Consider the following 23,565-nt stretch of genomic DNA (forward strand, 5'->3'; position numbering starts at 1 on the left):
ACCTGCGCCTCCCGCCGCCACACTCGACATAAACTGCGACTGCAAAGAATATGTCGTCGACTACCTCATGAAGAGCTTTCCGGTACGGCTTATGGCCGTCTGCACCGACGAAAACGGCAATCCCCGCTCCGAACCGATGAGCGATGCCGATGGCGCGCCGGTTCTTTGCCAGGCCGCACTCGCAGCGCGCGACCGGATGATCGAGCAGCTCTGTGCGCTCCCGCCGATTGCCACCGCGCTCGATGCGATCATCGAACGCTTCGGCACGGACAATGTCGCTGAGGTCACGGGACGGACACGGCGTCTCGTTGTCGGCTCCGATGGGCGGCAGCGGCTGCAATCACGGACACCGCGGGCCAACATCGCCGAGACACAGGCCTTCATGAACGGCGACAAGCGCATTCTCGTGTTCTCGGACGCTGGCGGGACTGGCCGCAGTTATCATGCGGACCTCGCGGCGAAGAACCAGGCGCGGCGCGTCCATTTCCTGCTTGAGCCGGGCTGGCGGGCCGACGCGGCGATCCAGGGGCTTGGCCGTACCAACCGCACCAATCAGGCCTCAGCCCCGCTGTTCCGGCCAGTGACGACCGATGTTCGCGGCGAGCGCCGCTTCATCTCGACGATTGCGCGACGTCTCGACAGCCTCGGTGCCCTGACACGCGGCCAGCGCCAGACTGGCGGGCAGAACCTGTTCGATCCGGCCGACAACCTCGAAAGTGTCTATGCCAAGGATGCCCTGCAGCGCTGGTTCGGGCTGCTGTTTACTGGAAAGCTGGAAGCCGTCAGCCTTGGACGCTTTCAGGATCTGACAGGCCTGAGGATCGAAAGTCCGGACGGCGGCATGGTCGATGACTTGCCCACGATCCAGCGTTGGCTCAATCGCATCCTTGCCCTGCCGATCGCCCTGCAGAACGGCATCTTTGACGAGTTTCTGGGACTGGTCGAGGCCCGCATCGATGCGGCCCGAGCTGCAAGCACGCTCGACCTCGGGCTCGAGACCATCGCGGTCGAAAGCTTCGAGGTTCTTTCCGATACACTGCTGCGCACCGACAGTGTGTCGGGGGCAACCACGCATCTCCTCGAACTGGAGATCGCCCGCGCGCTGAAACCGCTCACGCTGGAGCGGCTCGACCAACTGGATGGCGCGTGGGGCAGCAAGCGTTTTCTCCGCAATGCGCGCTCAGGAAGGGCCGCGCTGCTTGTCCCGGCTCGTAGTCTCCTCGCAGACGATGGCACCCGGATCACCCGATACGAACTGGTTCGTCCGTTGAAGCGGGGTCATCTGACCGCTGAGCAGCTTGCAGAAAGCAGCTGGGAGCCCGTTGATGACGGTATCTTCCGCAACGCATGGCAGGCCGAGGTCGACGAAGCGCTGTCATCGCTGAAGCGCGAACGCCTGCATCTCGCGACGGGCTTGCTGCTGCCCGTCTGGGACAAGCTCCCGGCGGACCATGTCCGGGTCAGTCGGATATCGGCCAGCGACGGTCAGTCTTTGCTGGGCAGGGAGGTGCCGCTCCATGCCGTCGCAGACATTTGCGGCGCACTGGGACTGGATGCCGCGCCGTCCATCGCACCGGATGACCTCGTGCGGGCTGTACTCGCCGGCGGCCGACCGATGGCGGTCAAGGCACGCGAAGCGCTCATGCTCCAGCGCCGTCTTGTCAACAGCTCGCAACGTCTTGAGCTCACGGGCTGGTCTGCGAGCCGTCTCGACTGGTACAAGGCACAAGGTTGCTTCACGGAGATCATCCGCTTCCAGACGCGGCTGTTCGTCCCGCTCGAGGGAGCTGCCGCAGTGCTGGCAAGGATTACCTTGGACTCATAGGTACTGGTATGCGCCAAGCTAGAAGACATCCGCGATGTCCTGGCCGTCCTTGCGGCGCGGCATGACTTGCAGATCAAGGTCAAGCATTGCGATTACGCTTAGGAGCGTGCCGAGCTTTGTTCCCGGGCTTCCGGTTTCTATTGCCGAGATCGTTTTTTGCTGCTTGCCGATCAGGCTCGCTAGCTGCTTCTGTGTCATTTTGCGTTCTTGGCGCGTGCTCCTCACGAACGTACCGAGTTGGTTGGGCAGTCTGATGATTTGATCCAAGGGACACTCCATCAAGAGGTTATACCCTATAGGGGATGGATCTGCCGTATCCCGTAGAGGGTATAACTCAGCTAGCTACCGTCGAGCTCACATGCGGGCATCGGATTTGACGATCGTCTGTGATCATCAATGCAGCTTGATGTACACAAAACCCGGTTTCACGATCATCAAAAGGTGCAGCCAAGGCTCGCGAAGCGCTCATGCTCAAGCGGATCTTCGTCAATGGTTCGCAGCGTTTGGAGCTGACCGGGAGGTCCGCAACACGCCTTGACCGGTGTAAGGCCCAGGGCTGCTCCACCGAGATCATCCGCTTCCAGACCCGGCTATGCGTCCCGCTCGAGGGAGCGGCAAAGGTTTTGGAGCGGCTTGATGACGGTATCTCGCTGCGCTGATCAAAGGGCGCCGAGATGCGTTGCGAGGATCGAAGCGGTCTCCAGCAGGCCGTGCGCTTCGAGTGAGCGCAGCAAATCCTCCGGCTGCATCTCGGGCCGCTGCAGCCGCTGACGCAATCTGCGAATGGCCGAGATCGCGAGCCCTTCCTCAAGCGCGATCGTATCAGCGATAAACTCGTCCGCGCTGCGCGCTTCGAGGTTGAGCGAGCCAAGAACACTTGCCGGGAAATCGGCAAGGTTCTCGGTCACGATGGCCTGAGCCTGCGTCTTGAGCGCTGCGGCAACGACATGCTCGTCATTCGGATCGGGAAGGCCAACAGGATTGCCGAGCAGCCGGTCGAAATCTTCGACGAGTGCCTCCGGAAAGGCGCGGGTCATGCCCGCGATAGCCCGCGCAGCGCGTTCGCGCGCGTCGGCGAACCCCCGGTCGGCTTGTAGCCGCGTTAATGTTCGCTCGGTCTCCGCAAGGATCTGAGGTGACCACCTCACGCGAAAGAACTCCGCCTCGGCAAGGCTCAGAAGGAGATTGCGTCGCCAAACGCTGACGAGCGAGCAAGCGTCGATGAGCGCTGTATAGCGATTTGCGAACATCGCCTTTCAGATCAGGTGCGCGTCGTCAGCTATCAGGGCGTCGAGCGCCTGCGTTCGCTCCTCGTCGCGCTTTGCCTTGTAGTCGAAGACATCCTGGGCCCTGACCCGCCTGTGGCGACCGACGAGCGAATAGGGCATCGCGCCTTGCTCTAGCAGTTTGATCAGGTGGGGCCGCGAGACGTTGAGCAAGTCGGCAGCTTGCTGCGTCGTGAGCAGTTCCTGGATCGGCACCAGCGTGACCGCGTGGCCGCTGCCGACATGGCGCAAGAGCTCCAGAAACAGGTCCGACATGGCGGGCGTCAAGGTAACGTCGACCGGGCTCGAATCTCCGGGCGCACGAAGCCGAAGCGCGGCTTCGCCTGCCTTCTGCGCCGCCAGAATCCTTCGCAACTGGTTTGCCATCTGGCGATCATCGGCCGAAGGCATCCGTCCGCCGAAAGGCTCAGCGTGTGCTGGAAGGGTCATGGCATCCTCGAAAAAGCTGGGAATAGCTGATCGCATATATTCGAAATATTCGCAACGAATTTTCCCTCTATGGATAGGCCGTAATACCGCCTTTCCGGGATGAAGAGAGGGGAGGGGGCTTTGCCCTGATGAGCCTGTCAGGCGTCGATGGTCGGCGTCCGGCATGGGCTCGCAGTCAGGAGTGAAGCCGATGTTTCAGACAATCCCGTTGAACAAGCTTGTCGCCTCGCCGCGCAATGTTCGCCGCCACACCGATGCCGCTGCCGATGCGGAACTCAAGGCCAGCATCGCCGCGCACGGGCTGCTGCAGAACCTTGTGGTGCGTGCGGGCGCCAAGGGCAAGTTCGAAGTCGAAGCCGGTGAGCGTCGCCGCCGGGCGATGCTGGCGCTTGCCGAAGACAAGGTGCTGCCCCGCGACCATCAGGTTACTTGCCTTGTGCTCAGCGCCGACAATGAGGCTGCACCGGAAGCAAGCCTGGCGGAGAACTTCCACCGTCTCGCCATGAACCCTGCCGATGAAGCACAGGCGTTTGCCGCGCTCATCGAGGGAGGGGCCACGACCGAGCAAGTCGCGCGCCGCTTCGGGCTGACGGTTCGCTTCGTTGAAGGCCGCCTCCGGCTTGCGACGCTGGCACCTGTGGTTTTCGACGCCCTCGCCGCCGGCGAGATCACGCTAGACATGGCCAAGGCCTATGGCGCGACCTCGGACCAGCAGATCCAGGCGCGTGTCTTCACCGAGATCTCCGGGGCCTACTATTCGCCGACCCCGGACAGCATCCGCCGCATGGTGCTAACCGGCACGGTCCGTGGCAGCGATCCGCGGGCGAAGCTCGTCGGCCGCGACGCCTACGTCGCTGCAGGCGGTCGGATCGAGCGCGAACTCTTCGACAATGCCGATACCGAGAGCTGGGTCGATGTGGCGCTGCTGGAATCGCTCGCTGCCGAGAAGATGGCCGAAGAAGCGCGTGTGCTTGCCGAGCAGAATGGTCTCGCGTGGGTCAAGCCGACGCTCGATCCCTATGCGAGCCACGACCTCGTCGAGGGCCTCGTGCGGCTTCCGGCAGAGGCGGCGCCGTTGAGCGAGGCCGAGGCTGCCCGGCTCGAAGAACTCGATGCGTCGTGGGACGAGCATGCAGCTGTCCTTGAAGACGAGGACAGTGCTCCCGAAGCCATCGAGGCGGCCGAAGCCGCCATCGCGGCGATCGAGCGCGAGACGCAGGACATCCGCAATCGGCCGCCGGTCCTGCCCGACGACCACAAGGGCTCTGCCGGCATGATCCTCACCCTGTCGCGCGAAGGCAAACCGATCCTGCAGCCGGTGTTTTATGGAACGCGCGACGAAGCGGCTGCAGACGGCGATGATGGCATCGAGGTGGTCAGCTCGGATGGTGAGGCCGGCACTCGCCGAGCCACCCTGTCGAAGCGGCTTGTCGACGAGCTCGCCATGCAGCGGCGCGATGTCCTCGCACTGCACCTCGCGTCCGATCCCGCGCTGGCGCTCGACGTGATGGTCTTCATGCTGGCCGATGCCGACAGCCATGACTGGCAGGCCCGCACGGCCTCCACGATCCGGGGTGGCCTGCCGAATGGCCCGCTGGTCGGCTTCGAGCCTGCCGATGCGGCGGCGACGCGGGCGCTGGTCGAACTCAGGGCCGGTCTCGATGAGACCTGGCGGAGCGGGCGGGACCAGTGCGAACGGTTCGACCGGTTCCGCGCGCTCCCGGACGAAGCCCGCGCGGCGTGGCTCGGCCATGTCGTTGCTCGCTCGCTCGAAGCCAGCCTCAACATGGCCGGCGAGCGCCGGATCCCGTTCCAGGATCACCTCGGCGCGCTGATTGGCATCGACATCGCGCAGTGGTGGCGGCCGACGGCGGCGAACTACTTCGACCGGGTGCCCAAGCAGGTCATACTTGAAGCGCTGGGCGACGTCGGCGGCGCGGAACTCGCGTCCCGCTACATGTCGGTGAAGAAGGCAGACCTTGCGGCCAGCGCCGAGCGGATCTTCGCTGGCGCGACGATCGCCGAAGTTACCGAACGCGAGCGAGCGCTGGCGTGGGTGCCGGATGTGATGCGATTTGGCGCCTCTGCGGTGATCGATGAGCAGGGCGACAGCGACACGGCACTGGCCGAGGACCAGCAGCCCAATCCGTCGGATGGCATGGCGAACGCCGGCCCATCCGAAGCCTCCCCTTGCGATCTGGCAGCCTGACCTCCTCCTGACAGGCTGACAGTCGCGGACCCTCGAAGCCGTCCCTCGCGCTCACCGCGAGGGGCGGCTTCGTTCGTTCAGCGAGAGGAGAGGAGGCGCCCCTGGGGGCGGAAGCCGTGGGCAGGAGCACCCACGGGTGACCGATCAGGAGACCCACCCATGACAAAGTTCCGTTCGCGCGAGAGCAATGCCCTCTCGCCCGCAGCCCGCATCACCCAGGAGATCATCGCCCGGCTTGAGGCGGGGACCAAGCCCTGGGTCCAGCCCTGGCGGGGTGTTCCCGTCTCGCGGCCCTTACGGGCTTGCGGGATTCCCTATCGCGGCATGAATGTGTTCTGGCTCTGGATGGTCGCCGAAATGTGCGGCTACGTCTCGCCGTTCTGGATGACCTATCGGCAGGCGCAGGAACTCGGCGGACAGGTCCGCAAGGGCGAGAAGTCGACCATCGCGATCTTCTACAAGAGCTACACCAAGGAGGTCGAAGCGCCCGACACCGGCGAGCGCAGCGAGGAAGCACGCCGCGTGCTCAAATCCTACCCGGTGTTCAACGCCGATCAGGTCGAAGGGCTACCGTCGCACTTCCGTCCGGTCGCCACCCTCGATCTCGTTGAGCCAGAGGGCCGCGAGGCGGAGCTCGACGCCTTCTTTGCGGTGATCCCGGCACAGCTGCGCACCCACGGTGCGGAGGCCTACTACGAGCCTGGCATCGACCGGATCACGATGCCTTCGCCGACGCTGTTCACGGGCTTCGATCACTACTACGCGACGCTCGCGCACGAGCTGTCGCACTGGACCGGGCATGCGAGCCGGCTCGGGCGCAATCTCAAGAACCGCTTCGGCTCTACGGCCTATGCTGCCGAAGAACTTGTCGCCGAACTGTCTAGTGCAATGCTCGGCGCCGAACTCGGACTGCCGGTCGCGCACCTCGACAGCCATGCTAGCTACATCGAGCACTGGCTAAAGCTGCTCAAGGATGATGACCGCGCCATCCTGACCGCGGCGGCCCGCGCCGAGGAAGCCGCCTCTCTGCTGCTCAAGTTGGCCGGACGGGCTGTTGCCGGTGATCATGATGATGACGCCTTGCCCGGCAGCGATGCTGCCGATGCCATCGCGGCCTGACGGAGAACAACGATGGGACGTTCTGTCAGCTATCCATCCGGCGCGGTCGTGGCCTTCCAGGTTCTGGATATCGATGACGACGGCGACTGGGATTTCGAACTCGACTGGCTGCGCGAAGACCTGATCGAGCGGGCGAGGGCTGCGTTCCCCTCGCTCGAGCCGCAGCAGGGCTGGCGCGGCCGTGAGGACCGGATCCTTCTGCGCAACGCCTATGCCGATTTCGGCATGTCGGTCTATGGCAGCCTCGTCGCCGTCTGGATCGCCGAGCGCGAGGACGGCCCCTACCAGGAGTGCGACTGGCGCCATCCCCGAACCGGCCGTGCACGCCGCTGGCTGACACAAATCGCACCGCGCTTTGAGGCCCTGTTCGGTGAGTACGAATGCCTTGGGCACATGTCGAACGGGGAGGGCGTCTATCGCAAGCGGGCAGCCTGATCGGCCGTCTGTTCAAGGAACACCCCAAAAGGTTTGAACGCAGCCGCATCAACTCCCCGGTGCCGCGAGAGAGGCCCTGGGCCGGTCGCCCGCGCCCCGCAACCCGGCTTGGCACGGCCCGTGTTGGCGCGCTTGCAGCGCGCCTGCCCGCACCAGCCGCGCCAAGCGGGTTTCCGCCCTTCGGGCGTGCGGAACGCGGGGCTTGACCGGCCCTGACGGGCTCTCGCCGGCACGGGGCAGCACGACGCTCCTCGCCGGTCTCACACCGTCAGGAGGTATCCCATGCACACGTCCTTTGCCGACCAGCTTTCCGGTCTCGATCTCTCCGGCTTCTCGATCGGTCCTGCGCCGCTCACAGAGACCGATTTTCCGCCTCGGGAGGCCGCCACTCAGACGCTTGAAGCGGTCTGGTCCGATCTCTTCGCCCTTGTGACCGGCACCGCGCTGGAAGCCGATGCCGAGGATCTGGACTGGGCCTTCGTGAACCTGTTTCACCGCGCTGCTGAGCGCAAGGGAGCGGCGCTTGACCGGGCGACCGACGAGGTCCGTGCGCTGGTGGCAACCGCCGATGGATCCGAAGTCCACACGCATGATCTCGAAACGCAGGTCGAACGCGCACAGTGCGCTGAAAGCGCTATGCTCGCCTTCGAGGAGATGCGCGAGATCGCTGCGTCCCTTTATCTCAACGAGTTTGGCTCGTCCTGGAAACCGGTCTCGAGTTCGCGTCTCAATCACGGCGCGACCTTGACGTCGGCGCTCGTACAGGGCCGGGATTTCCTCCGCGCACGCGCTGAAGCCAAGCGGCGGGCCGCCAAGCCTGAGGGCACGCCGGTGGTCTTCGCCGGTGGCCGGATGGGCCGCAGCAGCGAAGCCGATGCGCTTGCCTTTGCCGACAACATCTGGGCGACGCTCGACAAGGTCCATGCCCGCGTTCCCGACATGGTGCTGGTCCATGGCGGCGATACCAAGGGTATCGACCGGCTCGCGTCATCCTGGGCCGAACGCCACAAGGTGCCGCAGGTCGTCTTCGCGCTCGACATGCGGCTTGGGAGCCGAGCCGGGTTCCAGCGCAACGAGCGGATGCTCAGCCTCGAACCGCGCTATGTCGTCGCATTCCCCGGCAATGGCGTGCTCGAGCGGCTTGTGATCGAGGCCAAGGCGCGGCGGATTACTGTCGTTGATCGCCGTGGTCCGCTGGGCACGTGCCCCAAGGCTCAGCGCAATGGAGCACCTGACTGACTGATCTCATATGTCGCCAGCGCCTCATGGGCGCTGGCGATCAACTCCAAGCTTGTCTTGCGCGTTCAGCACGCCAACGCTGACTTGCAGTTTGTATTGACATTGTATGTGCAAAATGGCATTTTGTGATGCGAACTGAAAGGTTGAAGGCAATGGCCGTGCTCAATCGCGATGCCTCTGAGAGTGGTCGGCGCAAGCTGCCGGCTGATGCGACGATCACGATGCGTGTCCCGGCGCGAACGCGCGATCTGATTGACTCAGCGGCGGCGTCGCTGGGCAAATCGCGCACGGAGTTCGTGCTCGATAGTGCCCGCCAGCACGCGGTCGATGTGCTGCTCGATCGGCGGGTCTTCAGCCTTGATGCTGAAGCAAGCGAGGTGTTCGCCAAGGCATTGGCGGCCCCGGTTGCTCCCAATGCGGTGCTCAAGGACCTGATGTCGGCCAAGGCTCCGTGGGAGTAAAGCCCATACGGCTCAGCCAGCCGGAACCGCTCAAGGCGCACCATGATCTGAGCCAATTCGAGAGCGGAAAGTCGGCCCTGGATCAGTGGCTTCGTTCGCATGCCATGGCGAACGAGGGGACATCTTCGCGTACCTTTGTCGTGTGTGATGATGGGGATACGGTTGTCGGCTATTACACGCTGGCAACCGGCAGTGTGGCCCGAACGGAAGTTCCGCGGCGCATCCGCCATAATCTGCCCAATCCTGTTCCGATCATGGTTCTTGGACGTCTCGCCATAGACAGGCGGTGCCAGGGCCTCAAACTCGGCAGTGCACTGCTGCGAGAAGCCATGCTGCGCACGCTCCGCGTGTCGGAGCAGGCCGGCGTACGGGCGCTTGTTGTCCATGCGATCGATGACGAGGCGGTCGCCTTCTACACGCGCTATGGCTTCCAGATCTTCCCTCCGGAAACGCGCACGCTGTTGCTGCCAGTTGAGACGATTGCTGCCGCCTTGCCGGCATGATGATTTGATCCGCAGCTTCTCGCTTCGCCGTCATCACCTCTGTTTTGAGGCTCCGATCAGACCGCCACTTACCCGCTTGCTGCACCGGCATTGTCCGAGGGATGCCATAAAGGCGACCGGCGGAGCTGTCCGGCAGCGGTGATGTTCAGCCTTCAGTCCTGCTTTTTGTCGGTCGGCGGCAGCGCGGTCCAAGTAGGAAGCCTGGTCCGGAAGTGGGAGCAAGTTCCGGGCGAACCGCAGCCGTGAAAGTCCGCGAATTGGCAGCTCATCTCACCGGCACCTGCCCGGGACCATCCGGCTCTTCGCGAACCCCTCCCTGAAGGCGCCGTCAGCCCCTCGCAACCCCGATCCGGCCGGCCGTGTTGCCGCGCGCTGCGCGCGCGTCTGCCCGCACCACCCGTCCTGATCGAGGTTCCCCTCCGGCCGCCTGCGGCGCCCTGCGGTGCGAGCGCCAGCCGCCACCTTCTGACGGTCAGTTCGCAGCCGGGATGGTCCCGGAACTGCAGCCTCAGGAGAAGTTCCATGACCAATCTCGTTATCCTCGTCGGCCGCATCGCCCGCGATCCCGAAACCCGCACGACCACTGGCGGAACCAGCATCACCAGCCTCTCGGTCGTGACCGACCGCCCCGCCCGCAAGGACGGCAAGACCTACAAGGACGAAAACGGCTACACCGCCAAGGACAGCGAGTTCCACCGGATCACCTGCTTCAATGGCCTGGGCCAGAACGTCGCCAAGTTCTGCAGCAAGGGTCAGCTGGTCACGGTCGAGGGCCGCATCCACTACACCCAGTGGGAAGACCAGGACGGCAGCAAGCGCTACGGCTGCGAGATCATCGCGGACAAAGTCGATTTCCTCACCAAGGGCCGCAGGACCTCCGGCGAGAGCGCTCCCGATATCGACGAGGACTGAGGGCTTCATCCCCTCTCGAACAAGGCCCCGGCAGAGCGATCTGCCGGGGCCTTCTTTGTGCTCGAGAAGCAATCGGCGGCACGGGGGCATCGAGCCCCACGCGCCGCCAGGACTGCCGGCTACGCTGCAGACAACCGCTTGATGGCGGTGTCGATGCCAAGTGTCATCGACAACCGCAGCAGCTGCTTGAGCTCTGCCTGGTCGAGCACTTCAGCACCGCATTCGAGGAGCACTGTGCCGAGTTCGGTTGCAGCCTCTTCGCGCAGCCTCATTTCGCGAGTTGCAAGTTCTTCGCGCTCTGCCCTCAGCTTGATGAGGGCATCACGTGCACTGGGCTTTGACCTGGCCATAATCAGGGTCCTTTCGATCTGGCCGTTGGACCCCTCCGCCCCCAATCTTGCCATCATGACGCAGCGTTTCAAGGGGGCAGGGCACTCTCGCCACTGCCGTGCCCTGCCGAGAGGTTGGAAGGTTCTCTCGCAGAGTGATCAAGTGTGATGGCGCCTTTAGGGCCGCGTCAAGGACGACGGGGCCCCACCAGTTTGCCGGGACGAGCCCGACAAAATCGTTGCCCCCATCGCCGCTGCGCGGCCGCGCATTCGCGCGGTCCCTGACCCGGCCCGTCGGCACCATCGCGAGCTTCCTGATGCGACGCATCGCAATCAGGAGGAGAAAACCATGTTTGTTCCAGCACACGCAGCGCTTGCCGAAATCCAGTCAGTGGTTGATCACAGCAGCGCATGGATCGCGGCCCTTGATCAGGCCCATGCCCGGGCCCAGCATAGCTACTTTACCCAGTATGTCCTGACCGATGGGGAGGCAGGTTATCTGGTCATCGACGAGGGCGACTACGGCGCACTACCGGCGGAGCTTGAGGGACGGGTCATCGATGCTGTCTGCGGCAAGCTGAGCGACGAGTTCTAGGAATTTGGCACCATTATAGGGAGGGCGTCCGTCAGGGCGCTCTCTCTTTTTCTTTGCTCGTTCACCGGACCGGCTATCGAGTGCGTAATCGGCAGGTGCGGAGCGATTTGGATTGCCCCATGAAAAAGCCCCGCCGAACCGCTTGGGCTCGGCGGGGTTGAGGTCGAGAGTACCGGAATGGCACCCTTCGGGTCGCAAGAATGGTTTAGCATCGCTTCGATGAAAGCAAAGTGACGATCGTCACTCGCTCCGGATCGCCACGCGCATCCAGGCCACCTCGATAGGTCTTCTCGGCACCCAGCCTCGAGGTCGACTACGAGTGCATTGGTCGCACTGCTGCCGGTTGATCAGGCCAGCGCCTGAGGGCAACCGACGTCCCTCCAGTCCAGCACTCCATGAACCGATTGTCCTTCCAACCGACCACCTGGAACGCCGCTGCAAAGGAGAGGAAGTGGGCACACCGTACGCGACTTGTCGCATGCGGTAAATATTTATAATATAGATCAAAATTGTGGATTTCGATCCCTTTGGTGCTTTTCCGTCACTTTGACCTACTGGGCCGCGTAGCACGTCAGTCTACCGTGCGGGGAGGCAAAGACGGCAGGGTTCCCTGTCTTCAATGTTCTTGACATGTTCCAAATGCCAACGTAATCTGCTCATCACTTTCGCAGAGTGACCAGGCTCCTTCATTTGAAGGAATCTGTCGTATGTCACGTCCCAAATGTCTCCAAGCCTACGTCTCTGACGAGCTTGCTACTCGTGCCCGCGCAGCAGCTTCTGCCAACGGGCTCGCGCTCAGCGAATGGCTGCGCACAGTCATCGTCCGCGCCTGCGATAACGACCTCTCGGTCGCCAGTGATCGCAGCGTCATGCTCCGGCTATACCGCCAGTCGCTCTTCGCCATGGTTGGGGTTGATGCCCTCCTCGCGGGCCATAGCGATCATGCTTTGCGCGAGCGTGTGCATACCGCTTTCGCTGCCCGCTGCCGCGCCGCCGGTGTCGCTGAAACGACCGACGAGGGAGGCAGCCATGAAGCGTGACCTCGGCAATTTCACTCGCGGCAGCCAGCTCATCGAGCACTTCGGCTTCATGTTCGCAGCGGGCCTCAAAGGCCCGCTAATCATTTCCCTCATCGTTATGTGCTTGATGACCTGGTGGACCGTCTCGGAAGGCATGTCCGACCACGAAGTCTACCTCGCTTGGATGCATGTCTACGGCGTCGGCTACCGCTTCATGGAGTTCGATCCGGCGCACGATGTGACGGTCCGGACAGCGTGGGGAAGGGCCGTGACCTTTCCCATTTCGCTGCTCGATATCTACCCGCCGGTGGTGCGCGCCTGGCATCATTTGCTAAAGCTGGTTGGCATCGCTCTGGCCTGGTCGACCGTGATCCTAGTGCCGGTGTTTGTGGCGTGGGTCTGGTTCGCGTCGCGGTTTGGCGGCAAGGCCAAGGAACGCCAGCATGAGCGCGGCGCCAAGCTGACGAGTCTCCGCGATCTCGAAACCCGGATCCGGAGGCATAACAAGGCGGAGCAGCGCAAGGAGTGGAGCGCGAAGCTCGGCAACGAGTGGCGCTTTTGCAGTGCTGCACAACTCGCCCGCGCGTTTCCCTATCGGCCTTCGAGCATTGCCGGGGTGACCTATCCCTGGCGGCTGGAACAGAGCCACGCCATGCTCATCGGCACCACCGGCATGGGCAAAACCGTTGCGCTCTCGGACATGATCGAGGAGGCCCGGGAGCGCGGACACCGCGCGGTGATCTTTGACCTCACCGGACACTTCATCGAGCACTTCTACGATGCCTCGCGCGACGTAATCCTCAATCCGCTCGATGCGCGCTGCCCGCGCTGGAGTGTGTTCGACGAGTGCCGCGACGAGGCCGAGTTCACGGCCGCTGCCGAGGCGCTGGTGCCCCACGATGGGGGCGGCTCGGAACAGTTCTGGGTGCTCGCCGCGCGCCTGCTGTTCGTCGAGATGTGCCTCAAGCTCCGCGCCCGCGGCGCCGACAGCAACGACGCTCTGGCGAGGGAACTGATGACGGCAGACCTCGCCCAAGTGCACAAGCTCATGCGCGGCACAATCGCCGATCCGCTGACCGCACCCGAGGCCGCGCGCATGGCTGAATCCATCCGCGCGGTGTTCAACGCGAACGCCAAGGCTCTCAAGATGCTTCCCCGAAGGGGGAAGCCTTTCTCGATGCGCAAATGGATCGAGAGCACCGATGACGGTGGTGGGTTCGTCTTCATTTCGGCTCGCTACGTCGATCTCAGCGTGTGCTCGCAGCTCCTCACCGTCTGGCTGGACCTGGCGATGAACACGCTGATGACCCTCGATCGCACCCGCGACCTGCGCATCTGGTTCTTCATCGACGAACTGGGGGCGCTCCACCGCCTCCCTGCGCTTGAGAAGGGCCTGCAGACCGCGCGCAACTTCGGCGGCGCGATCGTCACCGGCATCCACGCCTATGCGAAGCTCAAGGAGGTCTACGGCGACAACATGGCAATGACCTTGTCCTCGCTCGCCCGAACCAAACTCGTTCTCGGGACCGGCGATGCCGAAACCGCCACATGGTGCTCTGACTTCATCGGCCAGAGGGAGGTGCGGGACATGGACGAGGGCTACACCTACGGTTTCAACAATGCCCGTGATGCCGTCAGCCTGACCACGCGGCGGCATATTCAGCGTCTGCTCCTTCCCGACGACATCAAGGACCTGCCTCGCCTTGTCGGTTACCTCAAGTTTCCCGATGGCTTTCCCGCAGCGGAGGTCAAACTCACGCCGGTCGACCGTCCGATGCGTTCGAAAGCGTTCATTCGCAGGGCAGCTGATCCCTTCCCGAATCGGCCGATTGCGCGAGAATTGGCGGATGGAAGCACCGGCGAGGACTGGACGGGATCTTCGGCTCAGGAGCACCCGTCATCCAATGATGATGGTGCGGGCAGAAGGCTCGATCCGCGCCAGGGTCTGCTGCCGCTTGTTCCCCGCGAGCCGGAGAACGGTGAGGGTGACGAGCGCGTCCAGCATCGCGGCAGTCTGACAGATAACGCCGCTGAAATCGTTACGGCGAAGGGGGCTGTTACCCGCCCAGCTGTGCCGCGCGAGGGTCAATCGGCAGACGAGATGGCGGGCGTTCAAGGTGCGGGGTCTGTGCCGACCCGTGGTACCAGCCCCGAAGCTGCAAAGACCAGTGGCGACGGTGAAGTGCCTGACATGTCGGCGCCAATCTATGGCAGTTCATCGGCATCTGACACCACTCCGGCACATTCAGATCAGCCTCTGTCAGAGGCACCCTTGGCGCTGACCGACCCCCGCCGGTTGGCACTCGAAGGGGACGCATCTGAGGTGCGTCATGCACCTCGCGAGCCTCGCGATGTTGGAGAGTTCGACATCGAGATCTGAAGCACCAGCTTCCTCTGATCGGGGTCCTTGCCCATGCTTTCCGTTGCCAATGTCCGCACCGCCGGCGGGGCCGCCCGCTACTTCGCCGCCGACAACTACTACACCCGCGCTGATGCCGATCGTTCGGGCGAATGGTTCGGTAAGGGCGCGGACAAGCTCGGGCTGTCGGGTGAAGTCGATGCCAAAACCTTTGAGGCCATTCTCAAGGGGTTTCTGCCCGATGGAACCCGCCTTGGCACCGACAAGCGCGAACATCGGGCAGGGACCGACCTAACCTTCTCGATGCCCAAGAGCTGGTCGCTGCTCGCCCTCGTGGGCGGCGACCAGCGCATCCTTGAGGCCTATACCGAGGCGGTCAAAGAGACGCTCGCGTGGGCCGAACGCAACCTTGCCGAGACCCGGATCGAGGTGAGGGGCAAGGACAAGGCCGTCGCCACAGGCAACCTCACCGTCGCCCTCTTCATGCACGATACCAACCGCAATCAGGAACCTAATGCCCACATTCACGCGGTGGTCGCCAATGCGACGCAGGGTCCGGACGGCAAATGGCGCGCCCTGCGCAATGACAAGCTGTGGGAGCACAATACCCTACTCAACGCCATGACGATGGCCCGCTTCCGGATCTCGGTCGAGCGCCTCGGCTATGAGGTTGGCGAGATCGGCAAGCACGGCAACTTCGAAGCGGTCGGCGTGCCGAAATCCGTACGCGATGCCTTCAGCTCGCGCCGCGCAGAAATCCTCGGCCAACTGGAGGGGATGGCCTCGCGCAGCCTCGCCGCGCGCAGCGCCGCGAACCTCATGACCCGCTCGGAAAAGAGTACGGTGGAAGACCGTTCCGCGCTGGTGAGCGCTTGGAAGGAAAAGGCCCGATCCATCGGCTTCGATCCTACTGCGGTCATGGCGAGAGCGAATGCGCGCGCGGCCCAGGGCCTTGGCGAAGTCGGCAAGCTGACCTCGATCGTGCGCGGGACCGTTACCAGAGCGCAGGACCTTGTGGCCTCGCTCGCCGAGCGCTTTGGGTTCAGGGAAGGCGATCCGCTGATGCCTCGGGATCTCGCCAAGCGGTCGCCCGAACAGGTCGCGGCAGCCCACGCTGTGGCGTCCGCGGTGCGGCATCTCGCCGAGCGCGAAGCGGCGTTCTCGAAAGTCGATCTCTACCGTGCAGCGCTGGGTTTTGGCCTTCCCGCAGCCTTGCCGGCCATCGAGCAGCGGGTGCAGCAGCTGGTCCGGCAAGGTGCACTGCAACGCGGCAGCGGGGTCAACCAGGGCATGCTGACCACGAAAGACGCGGTCGCATCCGAGCAGCGCATCGTGGCCGCCGTGGATGAGGGGAGGGGGAAGGTATCGCCGATCATCACCGCCGATGCGGCCGGTGCGCAGCTGCAGAGCCTCTCGCAGATGCGGTATGGCATCAAGCTCAATGCCGGGCAGGAGGCTGCCGGACGTCTGCTGCTGGGTTCGACCAACCGGATTGTTGCGATTCAGGGCGTCGCCGGCGCCGGCAAGAGTACGGTGCTCAAGCCTGTGGCCGACATCCTGCGCGAGGAGGGCAGGGTGGTGCTGGGCCTCGCCGTGCAGAACACTCTGGTGCAGATGCTCGAGCGCGACACCGGCATCCCGTCGATGACAGTTGCGCGGTTTCTGCGCCGCTATCAGGACCTGCTGGAGGGTGGTGATCCAGCCCGTCTCGCCGAGGCCCGGGCGGATATGAAAGGCGCCGTGATTCTGCTCGACGAGGCCTCTATGGTCGGCAATGCCGACAAGGAAAAGCTGGTCCTTCTCGCCAATCTTCTCGGTGTCGACCGCTTCGCCAGCATCGGCGACCGCAAGCAACTGGGTGCAGTCGATGCGGGCAAGCCCTTCGATGTCATGCAGCGCTCCGGCATCGAAACAGCGACGATGGATGCCAACATCCGCGCCCGCACCAAGGCCTTGCGTGCTGCGCAGCAGGCAGCTCAGGGCGGGCGGATCGATGACGCGCTACGGCACCTCGGCAAGAATGTCGTCGAGGTCGGTGAAGGGGCAGCGATCGAGGCGGCGGCGGCGTGGCTCTCGCTTGCGCCTGTCGAGCGCGAGCGAACTGCGATCTATGCCTCTGGCCGTGCTCTGCGCAGCGAGGTCAATGCCGCTGTTCAGACCGGGCTAAAGGCCAACGGCGAACTGGGTCAGACGGCACTGAGGCTGGACGTGCTCTCACGCGTCAACACAACGCGCGAGGAGCTGCGCTATGCATCCAGCTATCGCCCGGGGATGGTCGCCGTATTCGACCGCGACAATCGGGCGCAAAAGCTAGGGAAGGGGACATACACGGTCATCGAGAGTGACCGGCAGCGGGGGTCGGTGACCTTGGAGGGTGAAGGCGGGAAGCACACAGTGCTGAAGGTCGATCGCCTTCGTCCCAATGGTGACTACGATCCGCTACGGCTGTTCGAAGTCAAGCGCCTGGACCTCCATACCGGAGACCGCATTCGCTGGACTGAGACCGACCACAGACGAGGGCTCATCAATGCCGACCAAGCGCGTATCACCGCGATCGGCCGGGATACAGTATCGCTGGTGACCTCGACGGGCATTGCGCATGATCTGCCGGCCAGCGATCCGATGCTGAAGCGGCTTGATCTGGCTTATGCGCTCAATGCCCATATGGCGCAGGGGCTCACGTCAGACCGCGGCATCGCGGTGATGGACAGCCGCGAACGCAATCTCTCGAACCAGCAAACTTTCCTCGTGACCGTCACCCGCCTGCGGGATGGGCTAACCCTCTTCGTCAATGATGCCTCGCGGCTTGGCGCGGCCATCGCTCGCAACACGGGCATGAAGCGTTCTGCCCTCGAAACCGTTGGCCTGCTGCGCGAGGCGGCCGCTTCCGGTCTTGCGAGAGGGAAGTCCGAGGCAGCGCTGCCGAGCGAGCCTCCCGTGCTCAAGGAACCGCCTGAGCGCGAGAAAGCGATGGTCAAGCCGTTCGAGATGGGGATCTGAACGGGCGGGATCAGACTTTGCGGCCGAACCAGAGCACACGGCCAACGATGTTCACCGAGCGGCGGTCCAGCCCCTGCCAGCTGGGATAGGCCGCATTGTCGCTGACCACCGAAATTTTCCGGCCCTGGGGCTCGATCGCGATCCGCTTGACGTTGAGAGCGCCGTCCATGCGCAGTACGTAGATCCCGTCGCGCAGCTTGGTCTGCTCGTCCGATACGTCGACAAGGACCTCGTCCCCATCGTGCAGTGTCGGCTCCATCGAGTCGCCGGTCACCTTGATGATCGAGAGGTTCGTGGGCTTGGCCTGGGTCAGTTTCCGCAGCCACTTCTCGTCAAACCCGAACTGGCCAGCCTGGCTTTCTGCGCCGGCTAGAGCACCGTGGCCCGCAGATGCCTCGACATCGAGTACCGGGATCTGGACGAGCTGGATGACCGGAGTATGCCGCGCGACCGGGCCGCCGAGGACAGTTTCGTCCACACCGAAGAACTGCGCCAGGATCTGGCGGTCCTGCTCGTCCAGATGGCGCGGGCTGCCCTTGCGCAGATACTGCTGGATGTAGGACACGTTGCGACCCAGCAGGCGGGAGACAGCCGAGTAGTTGACGCCGCGCTGGTGGATCAGCTCGTCGAGCGTTGTGCGGGGATCGTCCATGGTCTCTGTTCCTGCGATTCTAGGATATGATCCTAGCGCTAGGAAACATCCTTAACAAGAACAAAAAGCGAACTTAGGCTGCGCGAATGCATCTGAAGCGGTATGGATTGTGATACTCCGGGCTGCAGAGAACGGGGCGTGGCTGCCAGGAAACAGCAGCTGGCTAGCGACTAAAATGCGCCGTTCACCCTATAGGCCTTCAATAACGACTTATTCTAAAACCGGCTGTTCGGTCGGCGCGAAACCGCCTTGCAACAAAGCGCCCTAAGATTTGTGGTTCGATGAGCTGATCTAGCTGCCGCCGGAGTGGTCTGAGATGGGTCTAATCTCGCCGTGTAGCAAACGCCGCTACCACTTCTCTAGCTGCGGTCGATCCGGAGTCCGCTAAAATGGCGAGGACCGCGCGCCCCCGGGTGCGTACATCATTACTCGAGTCGGAAAGAGGCTTGAGCAAGACGGCCGCCTTGTTCGCCAACCCGTTATACGACCAGAAGCTCTCATCGGACCCGTGGAGCTGGGTCCAATGCGCCAGCCATGGCAGGAACCAGCGCACCCGCTGGTCGGGGCTCATGCGTTCGACGATCTGGATCACAGAATAGGCGCCCGCTGGCAGATGCGCGGTCGCGCGAGCCCAACGATCGACCGCGCCGAGCACATCCTCCAGATGGGGCCAGTCCGGGGGCAATGGTGTGTAATAAGGCCCGACGAAACCCGCAGCCCCGGCGCCTTGCGACAGGTGATCGTGCCGACCGCGACGCTTTGGAATCGCGTGCTCTAGCATCCAGTCCGCGGCAGGCTGCCAGCTTAACCAGAAGCCGGGGTCAGGCCGTTCGCCGCTTTCCACAAGGGATGCCATCGCACCTTCGAGATACTCGCCGACCAGATCTTCGGGCCGGTCGTGACGGGAAAATGCGATCAACGCCTTCCATTCATCCCCGCCGCCATGGGCGGCCGTGAACCGGCCCAGTTCCTTGGCGAGCCCGTGACCCCATTCATAGGGAAACTGGCGATCTTGCCGATTGGTGTCCTCCGAATAGGCGCGTGTCCATTCGACAAGCTTGGTCAGATAGGTCGAAAATAGCGCGTGGTGCTTGCCGCCATCGGTGAGGCGGGCCCAGTCGAGACCCTTGGTCAGCGCCAACGCCCGGCCCCAGCTCAGGACGCGTTTGGCCGGCATATAGAGCCGTTGCAGCGGGCGCGGCCATTTGCCGGTCCAGACCCATTTCCAGCTATCGGGGGAGGGAGGCAGCAGTGGCGCGCGAACCCCATGAGAATCAAGCGCCCAGCGCATCGCTCGCCTGCGCTCCCGGGCATTTTCGCGCTTCGCCTTGTCGCGTTGCCGGTCGCCGCGCCACCACCAGCCTATATTGACGACGCAAGTGTCGAGCGCGGCGATGTGCAGCGCCCGCACGAAATCGGGGCGCAGCGACCATTGCAGTCCTTCAAGAGCCCCTTGGGCGATCGCGTGCACGCGGTGCAGTGCAAGGGAAGTGACTTGGACGTCGATGGTCGCGTTCGCAGGCCCTCGGCTCGCCAGGCTTGCCAAGCCCCATGCGGCCAAGACCTGAAAGTCGTCGAACAATATCGCATAGTCGTCGACATCCTCACGCTCGCCCCCCGATGCTCCGAGCAAAAGCCAGTGCTCGATCCAGGCGCGACGGGTGGCCAGTTCCGCTTCGCTCAAATGCCTTGCAGCAACTGCTGCCGTGCCGACGATGGCCGCGCCGCCAAACCTGCGCGCAAGATCCAGATGAGCATTATCGGCTTCCTCGAGCGAGGCGGCGAGTCGGGTTGCGCGCTCGATCGCGTCGGCAATGGGTATGGCCTGCGAGAGGCTTCGCTGTTCGCGAGTGGCGCGAATCCAGTTCGCAAGCGCGGTGGCCTCGCGGAGCAAGCGGTTGGCCTTGCCCATCGCTTCTATCTCGGGCAGCGTTTCTTCGGGTGGGGAAATGCTGACCTTCACACCTTGATCGGCTTCTTCGAAGACGAGTTGCCCGGGATCGCTATCCGACCGGTATCGTTCGATTTGCGCGGTCCGCTCCGATACGAGCGCTTGGTTATCCAACTCGTCCTCGAAGCTGGCGAGATCATAGGCGGTCCAGGCGAGCCGCGTGGCATCGAAGCGCTGGCGCACCTCGCCGCCGGCCATCAGCCGGAACGGCAGAAGCAGAGCATGGTGGAGCGGACTGCGCTTCATGTGGCGCTGATGATTGCGCTCGTTCGCCTGAAAATGGATATTCTCGGACGAGAATACCCCGATCCGGTGCGCTCCCCCTTGGTCGTCGATGTGCCGGCGGATATCATATTCCCAAAGGCGGGGGAGTGCGAGGAAGGGACCCGCGAAGTCGATGGCGCCTGCCGTGTTCACTTGCTCGCCCACAATCGCGATCAAGGGCGCCGCGGTGGCGACAAGGCCTTGGTCCTGGAGCACCAGATCGATCAGCTCGGCAACGGGGCGGCCAGCTTCGGCCTGGCGGCCAAGCCAGTCGTCGAGTGCGAGATATACCGATCCCAAAATGTTCGATCCGAGAATGCCGCGCGACCAGCGATAGACCGGATCGTCGCCCCAAAGCGTGACCTTGCGGTGGCCCAGGTCGACGACGAGGGGCCGCGGTCGTCTATTGTCGTAGCATTTGGAATGCCACCGCCAATGCACGCTCGCGCGCCGCTCGAGCGCATGGAAAAGGCGAAGTGCCTGTGCCGGATCCGCTTCGAACAGCTGATCGAGGCCCGCCCGCAAGGCCGAGGAGGGCGACATGCCTTGGTCGCTGCCGAGACCGGCTCGCTCATAATCGTGCCATTGGAATAACTCCCGGCCAAACAGGCCATCGCGGCGTGCACGGCGCCGGCGGGGGAGGAATTGACGCAGGCAAAGGTCGGCCCATGCCTGCGGGAGCTTTGCCGGAACTCTACCATGCGACTCGATGAAGTCCGTTCGCGGACGCCCGAGACCCCTTCCGGTTGTGAGGCGCCGCAGATAGGCATCGACCGTCGAGGGCGAGGACTCAACACATGCGACGAGCACTTCACGGAGGCGGTCCTCGACCTTCTCCCAGCCGCGATAGTGTTCGAGCTTCACCCCGAACGGCTCTCGGCGATCGTCAAACTTCTCGACGTAACATGCGTCTTCGATCTCGATCAGCCATACATGCACGATCTTCGCGAGGCTTTCAGACAAGCCGTTGGGGACGTCGGCCGTAGCCCGAGCGAAAATAGCCGCGACCTCCGAGAGGCGCGGGACGAGCTTTTCTGGCCAGTCCCGCCAGCGCGGCAGCGACCACCGAAGGAACGGAGCCCAGCTCCTGAGATGGGGCTGCCGCCAGTAGGCCGCCATAGCGTAGCGGGTCGCCTCATCCCTATCAGCAAGGACGGCAAACATCCGATCGTCGAGGCGCGACTCGAAGACGATCAGCGTGTCGAGCATCCTCAGCAATAGGCCAGCACCATCCGCCAGGAGGCTGTCGGATAGTCGCGACAATATTTCGTGGGAGCGTTCCGAATAAAGCGGTGCCGCTAGCACCGCACGGCCCCAGGATGGGTCCAGTCCTTCTACCGCGTCGAGGTTTGCGAGCATTGCTCCCCATCCCGCGACATCGCCCTGCTCTAACAGAAGCTGAGCACTCAATCTGACGGCGCGGAGCCACCAGAGCGGTTGATCGGCGGCGCGAAGGATGGCGGGGAGTTCATAGCGCCGAGCGTTGAGGTGCCGGGCGAGCAGCCAGTCCTCATGGACGTCATGGACGAGGCGAAACGCATCGCGGTTCGGAAGCTGAAGTACCGTGCCTTCGTCGATCAGCGCCTGCAGCCCGTCCGGATCAATCTCGGATCGGCCAGGGAGCCGGGCTGGTGCCGAGACGAGCGCCGCTCCGATCTCGGCCAGCGCCCTGCTTCGCCGCGCCTCCCCAGACGCCCAAGCGTCGGCGATGTCGAGCTCGGTCCAAGTCTCAGCCGGTGGTGTCCCCCGCTTGAGGAGTTCCCGGATTAGGAAGAGCGAACGATTCTGGCGGCCCAAGTCACGACGCGCCAATAGCGGTGCAAAGCTTGGAAACGCTGCGGCCAGCAGTTCGGTATCCGCATCGGTGATACCCTCGATGGCGATTGAGGTTCCAGTCTCGGTGATCCCGGCTTCGACGAGCGCGTCGGCGACCAAGTCTCGATCCTGGTAAGAGCGGGCGCTGGTAATGATCCGCCACTGATCGCGTTTTTTAGAACCGGCTATTGCGCGGAAGAGATCGAGGACGACCCCACGTCCGGCGGACATCAGCAAGCGATCGGCGCCATCGATCACGCACAGTGCTTCGCCATCGCTAATGGCCAGGTCGAGCAATTCCGCCGGGTCGCTATCGACGCCGAGTTGCGAGCAATGCTGGACAAGGCTGGTCGCGGACACGCGATTGTCCTTGAGCACGATGCGCGGCCCATCGAAGGCCTGCGCGAGACGCTTCAGGATCGCGGACTTGCCCGTGCCGCCGTCGCCCGTCAGCCGGACAACGCGTTCCTTGGCAAAGGCCTCACTCGCGCGCTTCCAAATCTCGGGCCGCTCTATGGTGATCTCGGTTGAGCCAAGCCGGAGCGTGTCGTCAATGCTGGCCAGCGCGGCGTCCCCGACCGTCGCGACCCGCGCGAGGTCATCCTGTGCCGCCGGGGCCTGCTCAGGGTAGAATTGCCGGATGACGGGGTCGTGCTGCGCGATAAGCGCCAGCAGCGAACCCCATCCCAGGACTTCCACCGGGAACTGCCCAACAGCAACCCGTGCCGTGCTTGTCTTTCGCGCATGTTCCTGAAGTCTGGCGTCGTCGGGCGCGGTGGTGACAAAAATCCAACGGGATAGGTCCGGTTGAAAATTGCCAGCCTTAACAAGCTCCGCATCAAACTCGGCCTTGGTGGCTTTGGATCCGTATCCGAGATCCTTGCCCTTGCACTGAACGCCAACCCAGCTACCGGGCTGATCCAAGAGCTCGACAAAGACGTCAACACCATGCTGGGGCTGTCCCCGGCGACCGTGTTTCGAAGCGAGGGGATTTTTGAAGACAGCTGCAAATAAGGCGCGGCAAAGATCTTCGAACGTCTCCCAGTTGCGCGGTGGTGCGATTTGCTTGTCTAAAAAATCCACTACATTGCCCACTCTTTGAGGCTAACTTCCTCACATCGGCGCACAGCTTAGTCCAGTGTGTTTTCCGCGAGTCATCGTTT

The 23,565-nt window shown here is 63.5% G+C and carries 18 protein-coding genes and 1 pseudogene; 13 read left to right on the plus strand and 6 right to left on the minus strand.

From position 1 onward, the window contains the following. Positions 1 to 22: 22 nt before the first annotated feature. Positions 23 to 1,825, plus strand: a pseudogene (locus tag ACODS2_RS12080) (strawberry notch C-terminal domain-containing protein); the annotation flags it as partial. Between the two features lie 18 nt (positions 1,826 to 1,843). On the opposite strand, the gene ACODS2_RS12085 reads toward ACODS2_RS12080, so the two are convergent. Continuing rightward, a complete protein-coding gene (locus ACODS2_RS12085) occupies positions 1,844 to 2,092 on the minus strand; it encodes a helix-turn-helix transcriptional regulator (RefSeq protein WP_488999035.1) in 249 nt (82 codons plus the stop codon). A gap of 200 nt (positions 2,093 to 2,292) precedes the next feature. On the opposite strand from ACODS2_RS12085, the gene ACODS2_RS12090 reads away from it, so the two are divergent. After that, positions 2,293 to 2,484, plus strand: coding sequence for a hypothetical protein (locus ACODS2_RS12090; RefSeq protein ID WP_488999036.1), 192 nt, complete (start codon positions 2,293 to 2,295; stop codon positions 2,482 to 2,484). Here the strand turns inward: ACODS2_RS12090 and ACODS2_RS12095 are convergent, their stop codons facing one another. Further along, positions 2,485 to 3,075: a PIN domain-containing protein gene (locus ACODS2_RS12095; RefSeq protein ID WP_488999037.1), complete on the minus strand. Its 591-nt coding sequence runs from the start codon at positions 3,073 to 3,075 to the stop codon at positions 2,485 to 2,487. It lies immediately after the preceding gene. Between the two features lie 6 nt (positions 3,076 to 3,081). Then, positions 3,082 to 3,540, minus strand: coding sequence for a helix-turn-helix domain-containing protein (locus tag ACODS2_RS12100; RefSeq protein WP_488999038.1), 459 nt, complete (start codon positions 3,538 to 3,540; stop codon positions 3,082 to 3,084). A 190-nt stretch (positions 3,541 to 3,730) separates the two neighbouring features. On the opposite strand from ACODS2_RS12100, the gene ACODS2_RS12105 reads away from it, so the two are divergent. The 7 genes from ACODS2_RS12105 to ACODS2_RS12135 all read left to right on the plus strand — a co-directional run bounded on the left by ACODS2_RS12105 (position 3,731) and on the right by ACODS2_RS12135 (position 10,418). Beyond that, positions 3,731 to 5,749, plus strand: a complete 2,019-nt coding sequence (locus tag ACODS2_RS12105; protein WP_488999039.1) for a ParB/RepB/Spo0J family partition protein — start codon at positions 3,731 to 3,733, stop codon at positions 5,747 to 5,749. A gap of 159 nt (positions 5,750 to 5,908) precedes the next feature. Further along, entirely contained in the window at positions 5,909 to 6,868 is a 960-nt protein-coding gene (locus ACODS2_RS12110) for an ArdC family protein (protein ID WP_488999040.1), read from the plus strand. A gap of 12 nt (positions 6,869 to 6,880) precedes the next feature. Beyond that, positions 6,881 to 7,303: a hypothetical protein gene (locus tag ACODS2_RS12115; protein ID WP_488999041.1), complete on the plus strand. Its 423-nt coding sequence runs from the start codon at positions 6,881 to 6,883 to the stop codon at positions 7,301 to 7,303. A gap of 282 nt (positions 7,304 to 7,585) precedes the next feature. Continuing rightward, the gene (locus tag ACODS2_RS12120) at positions 7,586 to 8,542 is read left to right on the plus strand and encodes a DUF2493 domain-containing protein (protein WP_488999042.1); all 957 of its coding nucleotides are present in this window, start codon (positions 7,586 to 7,588) and stop codon (positions 8,540 to 8,542) included. A 152-nt stretch (positions 8,543 to 8,694) separates the two neighbouring features. Beyond that, positions 8,695 to 9,003: a type II toxin-antitoxin system TacA family antitoxin gene (locus ACODS2_RS12125; RefSeq protein ID WP_488999043.1), complete on the plus strand. Its 309-nt coding sequence runs from the start codon at positions 8,695 to 8,697 to the stop codon at positions 9,001 to 9,003. Then, positions 8,994 to 9,506 (plus strand): GNAT family N-acetyltransferase, encoded by a 513-nt coding sequence (locus tag ACODS2_RS12130; RefSeq protein WP_488999044.1) that lies wholly within the window; start codon positions 8,994 to 8,996, stop codon positions 9,504 to 9,506. The genes ACODS2_RS12125 and ACODS2_RS12130 overlap by 10 nt, the downstream gene beginning before the upstream one ends. A gap of 522 nt (positions 9,507 to 10,028) precedes the next feature. Then, the gene (locus ACODS2_RS12135; RefSeq protein WP_488999045.1) at positions 10,029 to 10,418 is read left to right on the plus strand and encodes a single-stranded DNA-binding protein; all 390 of its coding nucleotides are present in this window, start codon (positions 10,029 to 10,031) and stop codon (positions 10,416 to 10,418) included. Positions 10,419 to 10,537: 119 nt separating this feature from the next. On the opposite strand, the gene ACODS2_RS12140 is transcribed toward ACODS2_RS12135, so the two are convergent. Beyond that, positions 10,538 to 10,825, minus strand: a complete 288-nt coding sequence (locus ACODS2_RS12140) for a DUF6437 family protein (RefSeq protein WP_488999046.1) — start codon at positions 10,823 to 10,825, stop codon at positions 10,538 to 10,540. Between the two features lie 271 nt (positions 10,826 to 11,096). Here ACODS2_RS12140 and ACODS2_RS12145 point away from each other — a divergent pair, with 271 nt between their 5' ends. The 4 genes from ACODS2_RS12145 to mobF all read left to right on the plus strand — a co-directional run bounded on the left by ACODS2_RS12145 (position 11,097) and on the right by mobF (position 17,720). Further along, positions 11,097 to 11,342 (plus strand): hypothetical protein, encoded by a 246-nt coding sequence (locus ACODS2_RS12145; protein WP_488999047.1) that lies wholly within the window; start codon positions 11,097 to 11,099, stop codon positions 11,340 to 11,342. A 707-nt stretch (positions 11,343 to 12,049) separates the two neighbouring features. Continuing rightward, entirely contained in the window at positions 12,050 to 12,382 is a 333-nt protein-coding gene (locus ACODS2_RS12150; RefSeq protein WP_488999048.1) for a hypothetical protein, read from the plus strand. Next, entirely contained in the window at positions 12,372 to 14,741 is a 2,370-nt protein-coding gene (locus ACODS2_RS12155; RefSeq protein ID WP_488999049.1) for a type IV secretion system DNA-binding domain-containing protein, read from the plus strand. Before ACODS2_RS12150 ends, ACODS2_RS12155 begins: the two co-directional genes overlap by 11 nt. A gap of 33 nt (positions 14,742 to 14,774) precedes the next feature. Continuing rightward, a complete protein-coding gene (mobF, locus tag ACODS2_RS12160; protein WP_488999050.1) occupies positions 14,775 to 17,720 on the plus strand; it encodes a MobF family relaxase in 2,946 nt (981 codons plus the stop codon). 10 nt (positions 17,721 to 17,730) lie between these two features. Here mobF and ACODS2_RS12165 read toward each other — a convergent pair whose 3' ends face one another. Both ACODS2_RS12165 and ACODS2_RS12170 read right to left on the minus strand, forming a co-directional pair. Continuing rightward, complete coding sequence (locus ACODS2_RS12165) at positions 17,731 to 18,372, minus strand: S24 family peptidase (protein WP_488999051.1); 642 nt, start codon at positions 18,370 to 18,372, stop codon at positions 17,731 to 17,733. Between the two features lie 322 nt (positions 18,373 to 18,694). Beyond that, positions 18,695 to 23,485, minus strand: coding sequence for a hypothetical protein (locus ACODS2_RS12170; RefSeq protein WP_488999052.1), 4,791 nt, complete (start codon positions 23,483 to 23,485; stop codon positions 18,695 to 18,697). Positions 23,486 to 23,565: the final 80 nt, after the last annotated feature.

The sequence above is a fragment of the Novosphingobium sp. FG137 genome (assembly GCF_057809735.1).

What these genes read in the sequence shown, in the direction of transcription:
- ACODS2_RS12100 (WP_488999038.1), bottom strand. Translation starts at nt 3,540, where the DNA reads ATGACCCTTCCAGCACACGCTGAGCCTTTCGGCGGACGGATGCCTTCG.
- ACODS2_RS12150 (WP_488999048.1), top strand. Translation starts at nt 12,050, where the DNA reads ATGTCACGTCCCAAATGTCTCCAAGCCTACGTCTCTGACGAGCTTGCT.
- ACODS2_RS12090 (WP_488999036.1), top strand. Translation starts at nt 2,293, where the DNA reads ATGCTCAAGCGGATCTTCGTCAATGGTTCGCAGCGTTTGGAGCTGACC.
- ACODS2_RS12165 (WP_488999051.1), bottom strand. Translation starts at nt 18,372, where the DNA reads ATGGACGATCCCCGCACAACGCTCGACGAGCTGATCCACCAGCGCGGC.
- ACODS2_RS12095 (WP_488999037.1), bottom strand. Translation starts at nt 3,075, where the DNA reads ATGTTCGCAAATCGCTATACAGCGCTCATCGACGCTTGCTCGCTCGTC.
- ACODS2_RS12125 (WP_488999043.1), top strand. Translation starts at nt 8,695, where the DNA reads ATGGCCGTGCTCAATCGCGATGCCTCTGAGAGTGGTCGGCGCAAGCTG.
- ACODS2_RS12145 (WP_488999047.1), top strand. Translation starts at nt 11,097, where the DNA reads ATGTTTGTTCCAGCACACGCAGCGCTTGCCGAAATCCAGTCAGTGGTT.
- ACODS2_RS12105 (WP_488999039.1), top strand. Translation starts at nt 3,731, where the DNA reads ATGTTTCAGACAATCCCGTTGAACAAGCTTGTCGCCTCGCCGCGCAAT.
- ACODS2_RS12135 (WP_488999045.1), top strand. Translation starts at nt 10,029, where the DNA reads ATGACCAATCTCGTTATCCTCGTCGGCCGCATCGCCCGCGATCCCGAA.
- ACODS2_RS12115 (WP_488999041.1), top strand. Translation starts at nt 6,881, where the DNA reads ATGGGACGTTCTGTCAGCTATCCATCCGGCGCGGTCGTGGCCTTCCAG.
- ACODS2_RS12120 (WP_488999042.1), top strand. Translation starts at nt 7,586, where the DNA reads ATGCACACGTCCTTTGCCGACCAGCTTTCCGGTCTCGATCTCTCCGGC.
- ACODS2_RS12140 (WP_488999046.1), bottom strand. Translation starts at nt 10,825, where the DNA reads ATGATGGCAAGATTGGGGGCGGAGGGGTCCAACGGCCAGATCGAAAGG.
- ACODS2_RS12155 (WP_488999049.1), top strand. Translation starts at nt 12,372, where the DNA reads ATGAAGCGTGACCTCGGCAATTTCACTCGCGGCAGCCAGCTCATCGAG.
- ACODS2_RS12110 (WP_488999040.1), top strand. Translation starts at nt 5,909, where the DNA reads ATGACAAAGTTCCGTTCGCGCGAGAGCAATGCCCTCTCGCCCGCAGCC.
- mobF (WP_488999050.1), top strand. Translation starts at nt 14,775, where the DNA reads ATGCTTTCCGTTGCCAATGTCCGCACCGCCGGCGGGGCCGCCCGCTAC.